Here is a 14,767-nt window from a genome sequence, read left to right on the forward strand (position 1 = left end):
GCCGCAGACGGCCCCTTTGCGAGGCAACCCGAAGGGAAGCTCATGACAGCCCCCCTCGGTGTTGCGTTCCTTGTGCGTGCGGGCGCACGCACTGCGTCACGCGCCTTGATGGGCAGGCTGTCATGAGCTTCGCGACTCCTTCCATCACAGGCCCTAGCGGCACGCCACGCGGGCTGCAGGCGCCTACACTCGGCCCATGCTGCGCTGGCTTCTCGTCGTCTTCCTCGCCCTGGTGCTCATCAACGGGCTCACCCCCTGGCTGCGCCGCCTGGGGCTGGGCCGGCTGCCGGGGGATTTTCAGTTCCGCCTCTTCGGGCGCGACTGGTTCATTCCGCTGGCCAGCACCGTGCTGCTGAGCTTCCTGCTCAGCCTAGCGGTCAAATGGTTGTGAGTCTTTTATGGCGCTAGCCCTTGCTGAACAAGCGCGGGCAGCTATCAATTGAGATAAACGTTTTTGCCCTACAGCCGAGGGCGCTACGGTTGCGCCATGATGGGCCCCATGCCGCAGCAACCTCCTACCTCCCAGCCGCCGGGCCTGCATGCCGGCGTGGACATTGGCGGCACCAAGGTGGCCGTGTGCCTGGCGGACCCTGCCAACGGCAGCGGGCCGCCGGTGTTGCTCACGCGCGTGGCGGAGCCCACCGCCAAGACCGGTGTGCCGGATGCGCTGGCCCAGCAGGTGCTTCGGCTGCTGGATGCCGCCTGCACGCAGCAGGGCATCAAGCGTTCGGACCTGGCGGGTGTGGGCGTGGCGTCCTGCGGGCCGTTCGTGCGGAGTGCGGGCATGGTCGAAGTGGTCAACCCCAACATCTGCGGAGGGCTCGCCGGTGCGCCGCGCGGCCTGGGCAACGACTGGACCCGGGTGCCGCTGCAGGCGCCGTTGGCGCAGGCGCTGCGCGCAGACCGCGTGCATGTTGCCAACGATGCCGTCGCCGCGCTGCAGGCCGAGCGGCTGTGGGGAGCGCTGCGGGGGGAGGACGATTGCGCCTATGTGACCTGGAGCACCGGCATCGGCGTCGGCCTGTGCGTGGACGGCTGCGTGCTGCGCGGCAAGAACGGCAACGCGGGCCATGCCGGCCACAGCTTCGTGGGCGACCTCGACATGGGGGGCGACCTGGCGCTGTGCGGCTGCGGCAACCAGGGCGATGTGGAGTCGCTCGTCGCGGGCAGTGCGCTGCCGCGCCGACTGGGCCGGGAGGCGCCCGCGCTGATGGCGGCGGCGGACGCGGGTGACGCGGCCGCGCTGGCCGAAGTGCAGGCGCTGTGCGTGCTGATGGGACGGCTGCTGTACAACCTGGTGGCCACGTTGGACCTGCGGCGCATCAGCCTGGGCGGTGCCGTGTTCCTGCACCACCAGGCGCTGCTGCTGCCGCTGCTGCGTGCGCAACTGGCGCGCTACTTCCCCGCGCTGACCGCCGGGGTAGAGTTGGTGCCTGCGGGCCTGGGCGCCCAGGTGGGCGACTACGCGGCGTTGGCTCTGCTGCAGCAACCCAGTTGAACTCACAGCGGCTGCCTTGACAGGCTGGGGCGTGGCGAGGCCACTGCGCGCAGGACGCGTGCACCCAGACAACCCTCAAGAGGCTGCCACGGCCCCTGCCGGCGCGGTGACCGGCGGCGCAGCCTCGTCGCGCAGCGCCTGCAGGAAGCTGTTGCGCCACCAGTGCACGTCATGGCGCTGGATGCGTTCCATGAGCCGTTCATGGCGCCACTGGCGCTCGGACAGCGGCATGCGCAGCGCGGTCTGGATCGCGTCGGCCATGCCCTGGGTGTCGTAGGGGTTGACCAGCAAAGCTTCCTTGAGCTGCTCGGCCGCGCCGGCAAAGCGCGACAGCACCAGCACGCCCGGGTCCTCGGGCTCCTGCGCCACCACGTATTCCTTGGCCACCAGGTTCATGCCGTCGCGCAGCGGCGTGACCAGCCCCACGCGTGCCGCGCGGCACAGGCCGGGCACGCGCTTGCGCGCGACGGTGCGGTGGATGTAGCGCAGCGGCATCCAGTCCAGATCGCCATAGTCGCCGTTGATGGCGCCGCACAGGCCCTCCAGCTCCTGGCGCAGGTCGGCATAGGCGTGCACGTCGTCGCGCGAGGGCGAGGCGATCATCACCAGTGTGGCGCTGTGCTCGTTCTCGGGGTAGCGTTCCAGCAGCTGGCGGAAGGCGCGCACGCGGTGGGGGATGCCTTTGGAGTAGTCCAGCCGGTCGATGCCCAGCAACAGTTGGCGGCGTGAATACTCCGCGCGCAGGGCTTCGCAGGTCTGCACGGCATCGGGTGCGCGGCCCAGGCGCTGGAACTCCTGCACATCGATGCCGATGGGGAAGGCCGCCACGCGCACGGTGGCGTTGAAGGCGCGCAGGCGCTGCCCGTCCAGCTCTTGCGCATGGGCTTCGTTGACCATGTAGCGTGTGAAGTGGACGACGTCGGCCTCGCTTTGCAGGCCCACCAGGTCGTAGGCAAAGAACGAACGCATCAGCCACTCGTGTTGCGGCAGCGCTGCGAGGATGAGCGGCGGCGGAACGGGCACATGCAGGAAAAATCCGATGCGCTGGCGGCAACCCAGCGCACGTAGCTCCGCCGCCAGCGGGATCAGGTGGTAGTCGTGCACCCAGATCACGTCGTCCTCGCGCAGCAGCGGCAGCAGCTTGCGCGCGAACATCTGGTTCACGCGGCGGTAGCCCTCGCTGTAATTGGCACTGAAGTCGGCCAGGTCCAGCCGGTAGTGCAGCACCGGCCACAGCACGCTGTTGGCGTAGCCCTGGTAATAGGCCGCGTGGTCCGCCTGGCACAGGTCCACGGTGGCCAGGGTCACGTTGCCGGCCTGGTGTGTTTGCAGCGCACCTTCGCCGGGCGTGCCGTCCGCGGTGACCGTGCCGCTCCAGCCGAACCACAGGCCGCCCGTGCGTGCCAGCGCGTCGCCCAGGGCCACTGCCAAGCCACCGGCAGCGCTCTTGCGCGGGTCGGCCAGGCGGTTGGAGATGACGACGAGTCGGCTCATGCAGGAAAGCTCCAGGTCAGATCACGCTGTCCCAGGGGGCGGACAGCCGCATGGCGGCATTGATGATGCCCACCATGGAATAGGTTTGAGGGAAGTTGCCCCACATCTCGCCCGTGGCGGCGTGGGTGTCTTCGGACAGCAGTCCCAACGGGTTGCGCACGGCCAGCATGGCCTCGAAGATCTCCTGCGCCTGCTCGCGTCGGCCGGTGCGCGCCAGCGCATCGATGCGCCAGAAGGTGCAGATGTTGAACGCGGTCTCGGGCTTGCCGAAATCGTCCGCGGCTTCGTAGCGGCGCATGAAGGGGCCGTCGCACAGCGTGTGTTCCATGGCGTCCAGCGTGCTCACGAAGCGCGGGTCGGTGGGGTGGATCAGGCCCACCTCGGCCATCAGCAGCACGCTGGCGTCCAGTTCGCTGCCGCCAAAGCTCTCAGCAAACACCCGGCGCTTGGCGTGCCACGAGAGCTCCAGGATTTCGCCATGCATGCGCTGCGCATGCTGCTGCCAGTAATGGGCGCGCTCGGGCAGTTGCAGGGCGCGTGCGATCTTGGCCAGCCGGTCGCAGGCCGCCCAGCTCATGAGGGCTGATGAGGTGTGGATGCGCGCGCGCGTGCGCAGCTCCCACATGCCCGCGTCGGGCTTGCCGTACACCTGCAGGGCCAGCTCGCCCACGCGCTCCAGGCGCTCGAACTCCGCGGCGCCGGCGGGGTGCAGCAACCGCCGGTCGTGGAAGGACTGCGCCGCGCCAAGCACGATGTTGCCGTACACGTCGTGCTGGAAGTGCTCTGCCGCCTGGTTGCCCACGCGCACCGGGCCCATGCCGCGGTAGCCGGCCAAGTGGGGCAGGACGGATTCGGGCAGCTCGTGCTCCAGCCCGATGCCGTACAGCGGCTGAATGTGGCCGCTGCCGGTTTTGGCCACGATGTTGCCGAGCCAGCGCAGGTAGTCCTCCATGGTGCCCACTTCCGACAGGCTGTTGAGCGCGCGCACCACGAAGAACGCGTCGCGCAGCCAGCAGTAGCGGTAGTCCCAGTTGCGGCCGCTGTGCGCCGATTCGGGGATGCTCGTGGTCATCGCCGCGACGATGGCGCCCGTGTCCTCGAACAGCGACATCTTCAGCGTGATGGCCGAGCGGATCACGGCCTCCTGCCACTGCAGCGGCAGATGCAGGCGCTGGGTCCAGTGCTTCCAGTACGACACGGTCTCTTGCTCATAGTGGCGTGCGGTGTCGCCAATGCCGCCGGAGAGCGTTTCGTCTGCGCCGAGCAGGAAGTTGTATTCGCGCCCCGCTACAAAGGGCTCGCCCGAGAGCACGTACGCCACGGGCGCGTCGGTGTTCAGCCGCAGCGTGAAGTCGCCCCCCACGTAGCGGATGTGGTTGCTGCCGCGCGTGAGGGCGGGCAGGGCCATGCCCCAGTCGTAGCGCGGCTGTACCAGCACGCGGATGCGCGGTGCCCCCCGCACCGGTCGCACGCGGCGCACCAGCATCACGGGGCGAAAGGCGCGAGAACGTGCGAAGAAGCGCGGGCAGAAGTCGGTCACTTCCAGGCAGTTGCCGTGCGCGTCGGTCAGGTGTGTGCGCAGCACGGCCGTATTGGGCTCGTACCACTGCTCGCTGCGGGCGAAGTCCTCCAGCTCGATGGCGAAGCGGCTGCCATCGGGGCCGGGCTGGACCAGCGCATTGAACACCGGGTCGCCGTCAAAGCGTGGCATGCAGCTCCAGACGATGCAGGCGCGCGCATCCACCAGCGCGCTGATGGTGCAATTGCCGATCATTCCCAGCGCCAGCGACGGTGCGGCCATGGCGGTGGCGCCCACGTGAGGTGCTTTGCTCGTCATGTGATCTCCTCGCCCACGGCATGCTGCAGCCACTGGCGTACGGCAGCAGGTGTGGCCAGCCGCGCGTGGGCGCGCGTGGCGCCTTCGCCCACCTTGATGCCCAGGCCCCCCAGCGACTGTGCAGCGGCAAAGCCGGCTTCGTCCGTCACATCGTCACCCACGAACAGCGGCGCGCGCCCGGCGAAGGGAGCCAGGCGCATGAAGTCAGTGATCGCGCGGCCCTTGTCCGGTCCCACGGGCTTGACCTCGTACACGAACTTGCCGTGCAGCAACTCGGCGCCCGGCACCTCGCGCAGCGCCTGTGTGATCGCCTGCAGGCACAACGCCTGCAGTTGCGGCGCCTGTCGGTAGTGCAGCGCCAGGCCGGCGCTCTTGGCCTCCAGCAGCAACTCGGGGTGCTGCGCCATCAGCGGGCGCAGCGCGGCCAGCAGCGGCTGCAGTGGCAGCGCCGGCAGGCCACCCCTGCGCCCGTTGCCCAGGCGGTAATGCGCGCCATGCTCGCAGGCCACGGGTAGGCGCAACGGGTCCAAAAAATGGTCGATATCGGCCATGGTGCGGCCGGTGACGATGGCCAGCGCCCCCTCCAGCCGCACATGCAGTGCTTGCAGGCAGTCCACCACGCCGGGCGGCAGCTGCACGGCATGCGGCTGTGCGGCAATGTCGGCCAGCGTGCCGTCGAAGTCGAGGAACAGGGCGTGGCGGGAAGTCGGCAGAGGCGGCGTGGGCATCGCCCGCAACCTTAACCCTGCACGTGCGCGGCCACTGTAGGCCGGTTACCCGCAGGGCCGTAGGCATTGAAAACCTGACCCCTTACCCGCAATTGCCTGGTTTCGCCAACCCCCGCGAGGTCCTCCATGAGCTCCCCCGAAGCACTGCACGTCGTCTGCCCCCACTGCCACACCACCAACCGCGTGCAGGCTGCGCAACTGGGCGGTGCGCCCGACTGCGGCAGCTGCCACCGGCCGCTGTTCACGGGCGAACCGCTGGCGCTGGATGCGGCCAGCTTCGACCGGCACGTAGCGCGCAGCCATCTGCCGGTGGTGGTGGACTTCTGGGCGCCGTGGTGCGGCCCCTGCCGCCAGATGGCGCCAGCCTTCGCGCAGGCTGCGCGCGAGTTGGAGCCGCGCATGCGGCTGGCCAAGCTGGATACCGAGGCGCACCCCGCGATCGCGGCGCGCTACGGCATCCGCAGCATCCCGACGATGATCCTGTTTCGCGGCGGACAGGAGGCAGCGCGCATCTCTGGTGCGCTGGGTGCGGCCGATATCGCGCGCTGGGTGCAGTCGGTGTAAGGCGCTGCGGAACCAACCCTCGCGTGGCGCTCGCCCCTGTTGTGGGGCCGCGGCGCTAACGATTCGCCATACGAATGGCTGTTGCTGCGTACCCGCGGCCAATCCTCACCGGGAATCCTCACCGGGGCGAGGCACCACAGGTGCTCAGCCAGCGTTGCCCCGAGGCTCTGGGGCAGGCTGCGCGGTGGCATGAAGCCAGTCGGCCACGGCCTGTACGCGGGCGGCGTGAATCATCTCGCCCACCTTGGGGCCGCTCAGGCCCAGTTGCGCAGCGTGCGCAGCCACGCTGCTGGTGGTGACCGACTGCACGGCCGCGAGCGCGGCGTTGATGCGCGCGCGCTGCGGGTAGGGCCGATCGGCAAAACCCAGGCGTCCGCGCGCATCGCATTCACAGGCCAGCAGGATCTCGTCCAGCCGCGCGGGTTTGCGGATGGCGTCGCAGCGCTCCAGCAGGCGCACCAGCGCGGCAGCGCCCAGGTCGCCGCTGCGGTGGATGTTGCCGTGTTCGCGCGCCACCACGTCGGCCAGTTCGCGGCATTCCACCGGTACGCGCAAGCGTTCGCACACGGCCTTGAGCAGCCGCGCGCTGCGCTGCTCATGGCCGATATGGCGCGGCAGCACGTCGTGCGGCGTGGTGCCTTTTCCCAAGTCGTGCGTGAGGCATGCGAAGCGCACGGTGAGCGGGGCCTGCAAATGGGCTGCCATGTCCAGCACCATCATCAGGTGCACACCGGTGTCCACTTCGGGGTGGTATTCGGGGCGCTGGGGTACGCCCCACAGGCGCTCGACCTCGGGCAGCACCACGGCCAGCGCGCCACAGTCGCGCAGCACGTCGAACATGCGCGAGGGCTGCGGCTCCATGAGCCCGCGCGCCAGCTCCTGCCACACGCGCTCGGGCACCAGGTGGTCGGCCTCGCCGTCGTGCACCATCTCGCGCATGAGCTGCATCGTCTCGGGCGCTACGGTGAAGTCGGTGAAACGCGCCGCAAAGCGCGCCACGCGCAGGATGCGCACCGGGTCCTCGCGGAAGGAGTCGGTCACATGGCGCAGTACCCGCGCCTGCAGGTCGCGCGCGCCGCCATAAGGGTCAAAGAGGTCTCCAGCGCCCGTCCAGTCAGCGCTGGCAGCTATTGCATTGATAGTAAGGTCGCGCCGTGACAGGTCTTCTTCCAGTGTCACGTCGGGCGACGTCTGCACCACGAAGCCGCGGTAGCCGCGCCCGCTCTTGCGCTCGGTGCGCGCCAGCGCGTATTCCTCGCGCGTCTCGGGGTGGAGGAAGACGGGGAAGTCGCGCCCCACGGGCAGGTAGCCGCGTGCCACCATGTCGTCGGGCGTGGCGCCGACGACGACCCAGTCGTGGTCATTGACGGGGCGGCCCAACAGCCGGTCGCGCACGGCGCCGCCCACCATGTAAATCTGCATGGGGGCAGTGTATTCAACCTGGAATCGGTCGCTGTCCGCACGTCATCGCCAGGACTGCCGCCATGCTGGATGAGGCAGGGCGCAGGTGGCAGTAGCCGACGCGTTCTTCGCTGCGCAGATCGTCCTCGTCGATGCCGGCGTCCACGGCCACCGCTTGCAGCGGTGCGACCGCCGCCGGTTTGCAGGCGCAACGCGTAGGCTTGTCCAGGTGAAAAGCCATGTGCCCTCGGCCAGCGGGACGCGGGCACGCAGGTTTTGGGGGGGCGTCGGCCGTGGTGCAAGCCTTTCGACGCGTTGGCCTGACTGGTGGTTACGCCACCTCTACAACCAGGTGGGGGTTGAACCGCGCGTTCTCCACCTGCCCATCCTTGGCATAGCCGCGCGGGTTGCACAGCACGCGTGTGCCGTGCAGCCGGTAGTCGAAGCTGTCGTGCGTGTGCCCATGCACCCATAGCCGCGCGCCGCTGCCCTCGACCAGGGCCTGTGCATCGGACACGAAGGCGGCGTTGATGGGCGAGCCCGCAAAGCGCGGGTGGATGCTGTGTGGCGAAGGCGCGTGGTGGGTGACGACCACGGTGAGGCCGGCAAAGGGCTGGGCGAGTTCGCGCGCCAGCCAGCGGGCGTTGGCGTCGAACAGTTCGGCCGCATGCTGGGGCGTGAAGAGCGCCCCGCCGTCTGCGCCACCCGTGCGTATGCGGCTGAAGTCGCGCATGAACTGCTGGGCCTGGGCCATGGCCTCGGTGCGGGCGGCGCCATCGCCGGCCACGCGGAAGTCGCTCCACAGCGTGCTGCCGATGAAGCGCACGCCCTGCAGCACCAGGCTGCGGTTGTCCAGCAGGTGCACGGAGCTGTCCTCGCACAGACGGCGCAGCTCTTGCGCGGTGTCCTGCAGGCTGGAGCCGTAGAACTCGTGGTTGCCCGGCACGTACAGCACCTGCTTGGCGAAGCCCTGCGCCCAGGCCACGGCGGCCGCGGGGCGGGCAATGTCGCCCGCGAGGATCACCACATCCGCGTCGGTGCGCGGGTGCTCCATGCCCTGCACGCCCAGGTGCAGGTCGGACAGGATGTGCAGTTTCATGGCACCGCGCCGGCGGGCTAGCCGCGCCGTGCGCGGTAGGGCTCGTCGAACGGCACGAAGTCCTGCTCGGCCAGTGCGCCGTCGATCCAGGCCTTCACGCCCGGCAACTGCTGCACGCGCTGCACATAGGCGGTGATGTGTTCAGGCACGGGCAGGGCAAAGGTGGCCAGACGCATGCACACTGGCGCATAGAACGCGTCGGCAATGCTGAACTGGCCGAACAGCATGGGGCCGCCGTGCTGGTCCAGCAGCTCGCTCCACATGTCCACCAGGCGCTGCACGTCGGCGCGCACGGCGGGCTGGTCTCGCCACACGATCTCGCCCACTTCGGGCAGGCGGGCCTCGATGTTCATGCCGCAGTGGCTGCGCAGCGCGCCGAAGCCACTGTGCATCTCGGCCACCACGCTGCGGGCGCGGGCGCGCGCGGCCTTGTCCTGGGGCCACAGATGCTTGTCGGGGTACTGCTCGGCCAGGTATTCGGCGATGGCCAGGCTGTCCCAGACGGTGATGTCCCCATCCACCAGCACGGGCACCTTGGCCACGGGGGTGACGGCCTTGAGCTGGCGCTTGAACTGCGAATTGGCATCGAAGCTGTCAAAGCGCACGGGCACTTCCTCGAACGCGATGCCGGCCTGGCGCAGCAGCACCCAGGGGCGCATGGACCAGGAGGAGTAGTTCTTGTTGCCAATGTAGAGCTGGAGCATGGAGGGGTTCCTTGATGCTGTGGTGCTACGTTAAAAAGAGCTGCTCGCGCCCGTAATCACAGGGTTTGAGCTCGTTATTTGCTTGAAAGCACCGTATGCCAAGCGCAAACCGCTCTTGTTTTTGAAGCGTCAAACCGGCCAGACCACGCCGTTGTCGTTGAGTATGGCGTCCAGCGGCAGATCGTGTGCCTCGGGCTCGAAGTCGTCCAGGTAGCCGTGGGTGAACCCCAGGCCCACGGTGGCGGGGCGGGGCTGCAGCGTCGCCAGCGTGCGGTCGTAGAAGCCCCCGCCGTAGCCCAGGCGGTAGCCGCCCGGGCCGTAGCCCACGCAGGGCACGAACAGCAGCGTGGGGTGGATGAGCTCGGTGTCCTTGGGCTTGGGGATGCCGTAGGCGTCTTCCTCCATGGGGCAGCCGGGATACCAGGCGTGGAAGGTGAGCGTCTTGTGCACCTTGTCCACCACGGGCAGGCCGATGCGGCGCAGCTGGGGCTCGTCCAGCAACTCGCCATCTTCCTTCCAGCGGTGCAGCGCGGGCAGCGGATCGAACTCACCCTTGATCGGCCAGTAGGCGCCGATGATGGTGTCCGGGCGGTCCACCAGCCAAATGCGCATCACGCGTTGCAGCTGGTCGGCGCGCTGCAGGCGGTCCGGCAGATTTAGGCGCTGTTCTACCAATGCGCGGCGCAGGGCTGCTTTGTCCATCACATAATCCCCCAATGCTTTGGATGAAGATTCTGACACCGCTGATCGCCGGCGCTGCGCTGGCCACCGCCGCGCCGTGGGCCGGGGCGCAAAACCGCGGCGATGACACCGTCCTGGAGATGCAGAAAGCCTTCCGCAAGGGCGACAAGCAGCGGCTTGCCGCGCTGCTGCCGGGCGCGCGCGGCCATGCCCTGGAGCCCTGGGCCGCGTACTGGGAACTGCGTGCGCGGCTGGAGGAGGCCCAACCCTCCGAAGTGACCGCCTTCCTGCAGCGCTGGGCGGGCACCTACCAGGAAGACCGCCTGCGCAACGACTGGCTGCTGCTGCTGGGCCAACGCCGCGACTGGGACCAGTTCGCAGAATTTCACCCGCAGTTCCGCATGGGCGATGACCGCGAGGTGCATTGCTACGCGCTCGCGATCGAGCAGATCAAGGGCACGGCCGCCGAGAGTGCCGGCGCCGAGATGCTGCGCCACTGGTATGCGCTGCGCGAGCTGGACGACGGCTGCTCCAGTGCCGCCGCCGAGATGCTGGCCGCCAAGAAAATCAAGCCCCTGGACGTGTGGCGCAAGGCGCGTCTGGGCGCAGAGGCCAACCGCCTGCGTGTGGTGCGCAAGGCGGTGGAAATCGTCGCGCCCGATGCGCTGCCGCAACTGCGCGAGGCGCTGGATTCGCCCACCAAGTACCTCACGGGCCGTGCCACGGCGCGTGGCAAGGAGCGCCAGGAACTGGTGGTGCTGGCGCTGACCCGCATGGCCATGAGCGATGTCGCCAACGCCGCCAGCTTGCTGGACAGCAAATGGGGACCGCACCTGTCGGCTGAGGAGCGCAACTGGCTCTGGGGCCTGATCGGCAAGCAGGCCGCCACGGCGCTGTCGCCCGATGCGCTCAGCTACTACGCCAACGTGGGCCGCGATGCCGACCTGACCGACGACATGCTGGCCTGGCGCGCGCGCGCCGCGCTGCGGGCCGGGCAATGGAAGCTGGTGGGCCGCAGCATCGATGCCATGAGCCCCGCGGCGCGCCAGGAAAGCGTCTGGACGTACTGGAAGGCGCGCGCCCTCATGGCCAACCGACCCGGCGACGAGGATCGCGCGGCCGCGCGCCAGCTGTATGCGCGCATCGCCGGCACCACGGGCTTTTATGAACAGCTGGCGCTGGAGGAACTGGGCGAGCGCGTCACGCTGCCCCCGGCGCCCGCACCGCTGACCGAGGAAGAAAAAACCACCGCGCGCGCCAACCCCGGCCTGAACCGTGCGCTGTACGCCATCCTGATGGGCCTGCGCAGCGAAGGCGTGCGCGAGTGGAACTACACCACCAACCTGCACACCCCTGGCGGCATGGGCGAGCGCGAGCTGCTGGCCGCGGCCGACTTCGCCTGCCAGCGCGAGGTGTGGGACCGCTGCATCAACACCAGCGAGCGCACCAAGGGCGTGATCGACGCGGCGCAGCGCTTTCCGATGCCGTTCCGTTCCGCCGTGGTGGAGCGCGCGCGCGGCATCGGGCTGGACCCGGCCTATGTCTATGGCCTGATCCGCCAGGAAAGCCGCTTCATCATGGATGCCCGCTCGGGCGTGGGCGCGTCGGGCCTGATGCAGGTGATGCCCGCCACCGCGCGCTGGACGGCGCGCAAGATCGGCCTGGAGGGCTTCTCCCCCCAGCAGCTCTACGACCGCGACACCAACATCGCCATCGGCACCGCCTATCTGAAGCTGGCGCTGGACGACTTCGACGGTTCCATGCCCCTGGCGGCGGCAGCCTACAACGCCGGCCCGGGCCGCCCGCGCAACTGGCGCAACGGCCCGGTGCTGGACGCGGCCATCTGGGCCGAGAACGTGCCCTTCAGCGAGACGCGCGACTATGTGAAGAAGGTGCTGGCCAATACGGTGAACTACGCCGCCATCCTCACCGGCCAGCCGCAGTCGCTCAAGAGCCGGCTGGGCACCGTGGGCCCGCGCGACGCGCGCGCGCCGGAGCCGAACAAGGATCTGCCTTGAATCTGCCTTGAGGGCCTGCTGCGCTATATAAAAAGGAGCTTTCAGCGCTTGCAGGGTAAGCGCTGGAGCCATTTTCATGCCACATCGTCACCCCGCGGCGGCGCCTTGCGGCCGGTGACCATGGCGCGCACCAGGTTCTCGCGGTGCTGCAGGCAGGTCCACAGCACGCCCCCCACATGCAGGGCCACGCAGGCCAGCAGGGCCCAGCCCAGGGACTGGTGCAGGTGGGCCAGCCAGCCATAGCCCCAGAACCGGTCGGTGGTGTAGAGCCAGCCCGTGAAGCCCAGCAACGCCATGATCGCCAGCAGTGCCAGCACCATCCAGGCGCCCAGCGGGTTGTGGCCGAGGTAGCGCGGCGCATGGCCCGCCAGCGCCAGGCGCGCATAGGCCAGCGTGGCCGCAGGCGTGCGCACGAACTGGGCGAAACGCGCATAGCGGCTGCCGCCGAATCCCCACGCCACGCGCGCGGCCAGCAGGGCCAGGGCCACGTAGCCCACGCGCTCGTGCAGCGGACCGGTGTCGTCGCTGCTCCACCAGGCCATGGCCACGCACGCGGCCAGGCCCCAGTGCAGCAGGCGCACGGGCCGGTCCCACACGCGCAGCGGTGCGCCGGCGGCGCGCGCACCGTCAGTCTTGAACGCGCTCAAGCGTCTTGGGGTCGAAGAAGGCTTCCACGCGCTTGCCCTGCGGGTCTTTGCCGTAGACCTCGTAGCAGGTTTCGGTCTTTTCCATGCGGCGCACGGTCCAGCCTTCCTTCACCAGCTTCTGCTCCAGCTCGGTGTGCGGTCGCCATTCGGCGGGGGGATGCTCGGGGCAGGTGACCTTGCCGTGGGCGAAGGCGCTGCTGGCCGAGACGGCGAGCGCCAGGGCGGCGATGTGCGGGATCCAGGATGTCATGCGGGGCTCTCTTTCTTGCCGGAAAAGAATGGGTTGCGGTGATCGTTCGCCGGTGTGCTCAGGGCCTGGCCCAGCGGCGCAGCAGGTTGTGGTACACGCCCGTGAGCTGTACCAGGCGCGGGTCGTCGGGCGCCACCAGCGGCGTGAGTTGCTGGATGGACTGGTCCAGGTCGAACAGCAGCGTGCGCTCGCCCTCGTCCTGCACCAGGCTCTCGATCCAGAAGAACGATGCCACGCGCGCCCCGCGCGTGACGGGCGTGACGCGGTGCAGGCTGCTGGAGGGGTACAGCACCATGTCGCCGGCGGCCAGCTTCACGGCCTGCACGCCGAAGGGGCCCTCCACTTCCAGCTCGCCGCCGTCGTATTCCTCGGGCTCGGCCAGGAACAGCGTGGCCGACAGGTCGGTGCGCATCTGCTGGTGGCTGCCGGGCAGGAACATGAGCGCGCTGTCCACGTGCGCGCCGTAGGTGCCGCCGTCGGCGTAGCGGTTGAACTTCGGCGGGTAGATGGTGCGCGGCAGCGCGGCGCTGATGAACAGCGGCGTGCTGCTCAGCCGGCGCAGGATGTGCTGGCCCAGGCGCTGGCAGAGTTCGCTGCCGTCGGTGATCTGCTGGTTGCGCTTGACGCTCTTGGCCAGCGTGCCGGCGGTGGCGGCGCCGTCGTCCCAGGCGGCGGCGTCCAGTTGGGCGCGAAAGTCGCGCACCTCCGTCTTGGAGAGGACCTGGTCGATGGAGATCAGCATGGTGGTTGCGGTGTGAGGCAATTGGGGGTGATGTCGCAGAGCTGGGCACAGCCGGCCTGGGCCATGCAGGCGTGCAGCTCCTCGGTCAGCAGCTGCAGCATGTGGGCCACGCCCAGCGCACCCGCCACGGCCAGGGCGTACATCTGCAGGCGGCCGATGAGCACGGCGTCGGCGCCCAGTGCCAGGGCCTTGAAGGCGTCGGCGCCGCTGCGCACGCCGCCGTCCAGCAGCACGGGGTAGCCCTCGCCCACGGCGGCGCGCACGGCGGGCAGGCGATGCAGGGACGCGGGCGCGCCGTCCAGGCTGCGCCCGCCGTGGTTGGAGACGATGAGGCCGGCCGCGCCCGCCGCCTGCAGCGCGCGGGCGTCGTCGGAGTGCATGACGCCCTTGATCCACACAGGCAGGCGGGCCTCGCCCAGCAGCCAGCGCAGGTCGTCCCAGGTAGGGGCGTGGCGCATGGCGCCCTGGAAGATGCGGCTGTCGTCCGCGCCCAGTACGGGCGGCGCGGGCGGTGGGTAGGCCGCCAGGTTGGCGGGCGTGCAGTCGGCGGGCATCACAAAACCCGCCTGCAGCGCGCTGCGGCTGGCCAGCTGGATGCTGGCGTCCAGCGTGAGCACGATGGCGCGGTAGCCCGCGGCCTCGGCGCGGCGCAGCAGGGCGAGCGTGTGTTCTCGCTCGGTCTGCAGGTACAGCTGGAACCAGCGCGCGGGGCCGGCGGCACCCGCGATCGTCTCCAGCGTGCACGACGACAGCGTGCTGGCCACCAGGCAGGTGCCCGTGGCCTGGGCGGCGCGGGCGGTGGCGACTTCTGCCTCGGAGTGGGCCAGGCGCTGGTGCGCCACCGGGGCCAGCAGCAGCGGGTGGGGCAGGTCCAGCCCACCCAGCGTGAGCCGCGTGTGGCCGCCGCGCACGTCGCGCAGCAGGCGCGGCACGATGGCCCAGGCGGCGAAGGCGGCGCAGTTGGCGGCCACCGTGCGGTCCCAGCCGCAGCCGCCGGCCACATAGGCAAGACGGCCCGCGTCCATGTGCTGGGGCGCGAGCCGTTCGTAGTCGATGGCGTTCCAGACGCCTGCGGGAATATGTGGTGTCATCAAATTTGATAGC

16 protein-coding genes are annotated in these 14,767 nt (G+C 69.5%); 4 read left to right on the forward strand and 12 right to left on the reverse strand.

All coding sequences use genetic code 11. From position 1 onward, the window contains the following. Positions 1 to 196 precede the first annotated feature (196 nt). Complete coding sequence (locus AC1PPL_RS06890) at positions 197 to 391, forward strand: DUF2905 domain-containing protein (RefSeq protein WP_011803958.1); 195 nt, start codon at positions 197 to 199, stop codon at positions 389 to 391. 96 nt (positions 392 to 487) lie between these two features. Next, entirely contained in the window at positions 488 to 1,498 is a 1,011-nt protein-coding gene (locus AC1PPL_RS06895; protein WP_479972953.1) for an ROK family protein, read from the forward strand. Between the two features lie 75 nt (positions 1,499 to 1,573). On the opposite strand, the gene otsA is transcribed toward AC1PPL_RS06895, so the two are convergent. The 3 genes from otsA to otsB are packed head-to-tail and all read right to left on the reverse strand — an operon-like array spanning position 1,574 to position 5,557. Further along, a complete protein-coding gene (gene otsA / locus AC1PPL_RS06900) occupies positions 1,574 to 2,992 on the reverse strand; it encodes an alpha,alpha-trehalose-phosphate synthase (UDP-forming) (protein WP_479972954.1) in 1,419 nt (472 codons plus the stop codon). A gap of 16 nt (positions 2,993 to 3,008) precedes the next feature. Next, the gene (locus AC1PPL_RS06905) at positions 3,009 to 4,829 is read right to left on the reverse strand and encodes a glycoside hydrolase family 15 protein (RefSeq protein ID WP_479972955.1); all 1,821 of its coding nucleotides are present in this window, start codon (positions 4,827 to 4,829) and stop codon (positions 3,009 to 3,011) included. Further along, the gene (gene otsB / locus AC1PPL_RS06910) at positions 4,826 to 5,557 is read right to left on the reverse strand and encodes a trehalose-phosphatase (protein WP_479972956.1); all 732 of its coding nucleotides are present in this window, start codon (positions 5,555 to 5,557) and stop codon (positions 4,826 to 4,828) included. Before otsB ends, AC1PPL_RS06905 begins: the two co-directional genes overlap by 4 nt. 126 nt (positions 5,558 to 5,683) lie before the next feature. On the opposite strand from otsB, the gene trxC reads away from it, so the two are divergent. After that, positions 5,684 to 6,121: a thioredoxin TrxC gene (trxC, locus tag AC1PPL_RS06915; RefSeq protein ID WP_479972957.1), complete on the forward strand. Its 438-nt coding sequence runs from the start codon at positions 5,684 to 5,686 to the stop codon at positions 6,119 to 6,121. Positions 6,122 to 6,265: 144 nt separating this feature from the next. On the opposite strand, the gene AC1PPL_RS06920 is transcribed toward trxC, so the two are convergent. The 5 genes from AC1PPL_RS06920 to AC1PPL_RS06940 all read right to left on the reverse strand — a co-directional run bounded on the left by AC1PPL_RS06920 (position 6,266) and on the right by AC1PPL_RS06940 (position 10,027). Next, a complete protein-coding gene (locus tag AC1PPL_RS06920; RefSeq protein WP_479972958.1) occupies positions 6,266 to 7,543 on the reverse strand; it encodes a multifunctional CCA addition/repair protein in 1,278 nt (425 codons plus the stop codon). A 13-nt stretch (positions 7,544 to 7,556) separates the two neighbouring features. Further along, entirely contained in the window at positions 7,557 to 7,763 is a 207-nt protein-coding gene (locus AC1PPL_RS06925) for a hypothetical protein (protein WP_479972959.1), read from the reverse strand. A 90-nt stretch (positions 7,764 to 7,853) separates the two neighbouring features. Then, a complete protein-coding gene (locus tag AC1PPL_RS06930) occupies positions 7,854 to 8,621 on the reverse strand; it encodes a metallophosphoesterase family protein (protein ID WP_479972960.1) in 768 nt (255 codons plus the stop codon). Positions 8,622 to 8,638: 17 nt separating this feature from the next. Continuing rightward, entirely contained in the window at positions 8,639 to 9,325 is a 687-nt protein-coding gene (locus tag AC1PPL_RS06935) for a glutathione S-transferase family protein (protein ID WP_047350066.1), read from the reverse strand. 129 nt (positions 9,326 to 9,454) lie between these two features. Further along, the gene (locus AC1PPL_RS06940; RefSeq protein ID WP_011803967.1) at positions 9,455 to 10,027 is read right to left on the reverse strand and encodes a 5-formyltetrahydrofolate cyclo-ligase; all 573 of its coding nucleotides are present in this window, start codon (positions 10,025 to 10,027) and stop codon (positions 9,455 to 9,457) included. Positions 10,028 to 10,041: 14 nt separating this feature from the next. Here AC1PPL_RS06940 and AC1PPL_RS06945 point away from each other — a divergent pair, with 14 nt between their 5' ends. Further along, positions 10,042 to 12,024 (forward strand): lytic transglycosylase domain-containing protein, encoded by a 1,983-nt coding sequence (locus AC1PPL_RS06945; protein ID WP_479972961.1) that lies wholly within the window; start codon positions 10,042 to 10,044, stop codon positions 12,022 to 12,024. 74 nt (positions 12,025 to 12,098) lie between these two features. Here AC1PPL_RS06945 and AC1PPL_RS06950 read toward each other — a convergent pair whose 3' ends face one another. The 4 genes from AC1PPL_RS06950 to AC1PPL_RS06965 are packed head-to-tail and all read right to left on the reverse strand — an operon-like array spanning position 12,099 to position 14,754. Beyond that, a complete protein-coding gene (locus tag AC1PPL_RS06950; protein WP_011803969.1) occupies positions 12,099 to 12,671 on the reverse strand; it encodes a cytochrome b/b6 domain-containing protein in 573 nt (190 codons plus the stop codon). Next, complete coding sequence (locus AC1PPL_RS06955) at positions 12,652 to 12,921, reverse strand: PepSY domain-containing protein (protein ID WP_011803970.1); 270 nt, start codon at positions 12,919 to 12,921, stop codon at positions 12,652 to 12,654. The genes AC1PPL_RS06950 and AC1PPL_RS06955 overlap by 20 nt, the downstream gene beginning before the upstream one ends. Positions 12,922 to 12,979: 58 nt before the next feature. Beyond that, positions 12,980 to 13,663 (reverse strand): Fe2+-dependent dioxygenase, encoded by a 684-nt coding sequence (locus AC1PPL_RS06960; RefSeq protein ID WP_103738538.1) that lies wholly within the window; start codon positions 13,661 to 13,663, stop codon positions 12,980 to 12,982. Then, the gene (locus AC1PPL_RS06965) at positions 13,657 to 14,754 is read right to left on the reverse strand and encodes an alpha-hydroxy acid oxidase (protein WP_479972962.1); all 1,098 of its coding nucleotides are present in this window, start codon (positions 14,752 to 14,754) and stop codon (positions 13,657 to 13,659) included. The genes AC1PPL_RS06960 and AC1PPL_RS06965 overlap by 7 nt, the downstream gene beginning before the upstream one ends. Positions 14,755 to 14,767: the final 13 nt, after the last annotated feature.

It is taken from the genome of Diaphorobacter sp. B2A2W2 (assembly GCF_056730635.1).

Excerpts from the sequence above, each read along its gene's own strand:
- AC1PPL_RS06890 (WP_011803958.1), top strand. The coding sequence starts at position 197 with ATGCTGCGCTGGCTTCTCGTCGTCTTCCTCGCCCTGGTGCTCATCAAC.
- AC1PPL_RS06895 (WP_479972953.1), top strand. The coding sequence starts at position 488 with ATGATGGGCCCCATGCCGCAGCAACCTCCTACCTCCCAGCCGCCGGGC.
- otsA (WP_479972954.1), bottom strand. The coding sequence starts at position 2,992 with ATGAGCCGACTCGTCGTCATCTCCAACCGCCTGGCCGACCCGCGCAAG.
- AC1PPL_RS06905 (WP_479972955.1), bottom strand. The coding sequence starts at position 4,829 with ATGACGAGCAAAGCACCTCACGTGGGCGCCACCGCCATGGCCGCACCG.
- otsB (WP_479972956.1), bottom strand. The coding sequence starts at position 5,557 with ATGCCCACGCCGCCTCTGCCGACTTCCCGCCACGCCCTGTTCCTCGAC.
- trxC (WP_479972957.1), top strand. The coding sequence starts at position 5,684 with ATGAGCTCCCCCGAAGCACTGCACGTCGTCTGCCCCCACTGCCACACC.
- AC1PPL_RS06920 (WP_479972958.1), bottom strand. The coding sequence starts at position 7,543 with ATGCAGATTTACATGGTGGGCGGCGCCGTGCGCGACCGGCTGTTGGGC.
- AC1PPL_RS06925 (WP_479972959.1), bottom strand. The coding sequence starts at position 7,763 with ATGGCTTTTCACCTGGACAAGCCTACGCGTTGCGCCTGCAAACCGGCG.
- AC1PPL_RS06930 (WP_479972960.1), bottom strand. The coding sequence starts at position 8,621 with ATGAAACTGCACATCCTGTCCGACCTGCACCTGGGCGTGCAGGGCATG.
- AC1PPL_RS06935 (WP_047350066.1), bottom strand. The coding sequence starts at position 9,325 with ATGCTCCAGCTCTACATTGGCAACAAGAACTACTCCTCCTGGTCCATG.
- AC1PPL_RS06940 (WP_011803967.1), bottom strand. The coding sequence starts at position 10,027 with ATGGACAAAGCAGCCCTGCGCCGCGCATTGGTAGAACAGCGCCTAAAT.
- AC1PPL_RS06945 (WP_479972961.1), top strand. The coding sequence starts at position 10,042 with ATGCTTTGGATGAAGATTCTGACACCGCTGATCGCCGGCGCTGCGCTG.
- AC1PPL_RS06955 (WP_011803970.1), bottom strand. The coding sequence starts at position 12,921 with ATGACATCCTGGATCCCGCACATCGCCGCCCTGGCGCTCGCCGTCTCG.
- AC1PPL_RS06960 (WP_103738538.1), bottom strand. The coding sequence starts at position 13,663 with ATGCTGATCTCCATCGACCAGGTCCTCTCCAAGACGGAGGTGCGCGAC.
- AC1PPL_RS06965 (WP_479972962.1), bottom strand. The coding sequence starts at position 14,754 with ATGACACCACATATTCCCGCAGGCGTCTGGAACGCCATCGACTACGAA.